The 1,335-nt window shown below is 71.5% G+C and carries 1 protein-coding gene; it reads left to right on the plus strand.

All coding sequences use genetic code 11. The features are described from left to right. Positions 1 to 228: 228 nt before the first annotated feature. Positions 229 to 1,317 (plus strand): IS110 family transposase, encoded by a 1,089-nt coding sequence (locus tag ACFVXG_RS46140; protein WP_387936505.1) that lies wholly within the window; start codon positions 229 to 231, stop codon positions 1,315 to 1,317. Positions 1,318 to 1,335 lie beyond the last annotated feature (18 nt).

Here is a 1,335-nt window from a genome sequence, read left to right on the forward strand (position 1 = left end):
CTGACAGTGAGGATGTTCATGAGCGGTTTCCGGGCAGGTCTGACCCGCCCTCTGACTGACCTCGGGTCCTCAACGGGATCTGTCGGCCTCGTCCGGAAGCCGCTCGTGAGCATCCGCCGGCCCGGCTTGCGTGACTTCATAAGAGCCTGGCCAGAGGCCCCTTCACTGTCCTGTCCGCCCGCCGGGCCGGCGGATGCCGCCCCACCCGGATCAATGGAGAGGACGGCGATGTCCACCATCGCACACCAGGACCGCGAGATCACCGGCGGCGTCGACACCCACAAGGACACCCACACCGCGGCCGTCGTCGACTCCGCCGGGCGCCCGCTGGGCGCTGAGCAGTTCGAGGCCACCGCCCAGGGCTACACCGCTCTCCTGGCCTGGCTTCGCTCGTTCGGCACCCTGGTGCTGGTCGGCGTGGAAGGCACCGGCGCCTACGGGGCCGGCCTGACCCGCCACCTGAGCGAGCAGGACGTGAGCGTGGTCGAGATCGACCGCCCCGACCGCAAGGCCCGCCGGTGGCAGGGCAAGTCGGACCCGGTCGACGCCGAGGCCGCCGCCCGGGCCGCCTTGTCCGCCCGCCGCACTGGCATACCCAAGCGACGCGACGGCCGCGTCGAGGCCCTGCGAAGCCTGCGGGTCGCCCGCCGCAGCGCGATACGCCAACGCGCGGACGTGACACGGCAGATGAAGACCCTGATCATCACCGCACCCGAGCAGCTGCGAGCCGAGCTGCGGGACCTGGGCGACCGGCAGCTGATCACCACCTGCGCCACCACGCGCCCGGACCCCGAACGGGCCGGCGAGCCCGCCGTCGCCACCGGGCTCGCGCTGCGGACCCTGGCCCGCCGCCACCAGCGCCTCGGCGAGGAGATCGACGAGCTCGACGCCCTCATCGCCCCACTGGTCGCCGAGATCGCCCCGGCCCTGCTCGACCTCAACGGTGTCGGCGCGGACGTCGCCGGGCAGCTGCTGGTCACCGCCGGCGACAACCCCGAACGCCTACGCTCCGAAGCCGCCTTCGCCATGCTCTGCGGCGCCGCCCCGCTCCCGGCGTCCTCCGGCCGCACCCACCGCCACCGCCTCAACCGCGGCGGCGACCGGGCAGCCAACGCAGCCCTCTACCGCATCGTCCTGTGCCGCCTGCGCTGGGACGAACGCACCAAGCAGTACATGCAGCGAAGGACCACCGAAGGCCTCTCGAAGAAGGAGATCATCCGCTGCCTCAAGCGGTTCATCGCCCGCGAGATCTACCGGGTCCTAACCGCACCCACCACACCGAACACCACCGCCGAGCAGCTCATCACCGCTGCTTGACATCCATAAGAGCATCCC

The sequence above is a fragment of the Kitasatospora sp. NPDC058162 genome (genome assembly GCF_042884005.1).
Lineage (GTDB): Bacteria > Actinomycetota > Actinomycetes > Streptomycetales > Streptomycetaceae > Kitasatospora.

Bases quoted from the DNA above. Each gene is read 5' to 3' on its own strand.
- ACFVXG_RS46140 (WP_387936505.1), top strand. From the start codon at position 229: ATGTCCACCATCGCACACCAGGACCGCGAGATCACCGGCGGCGTCGAC.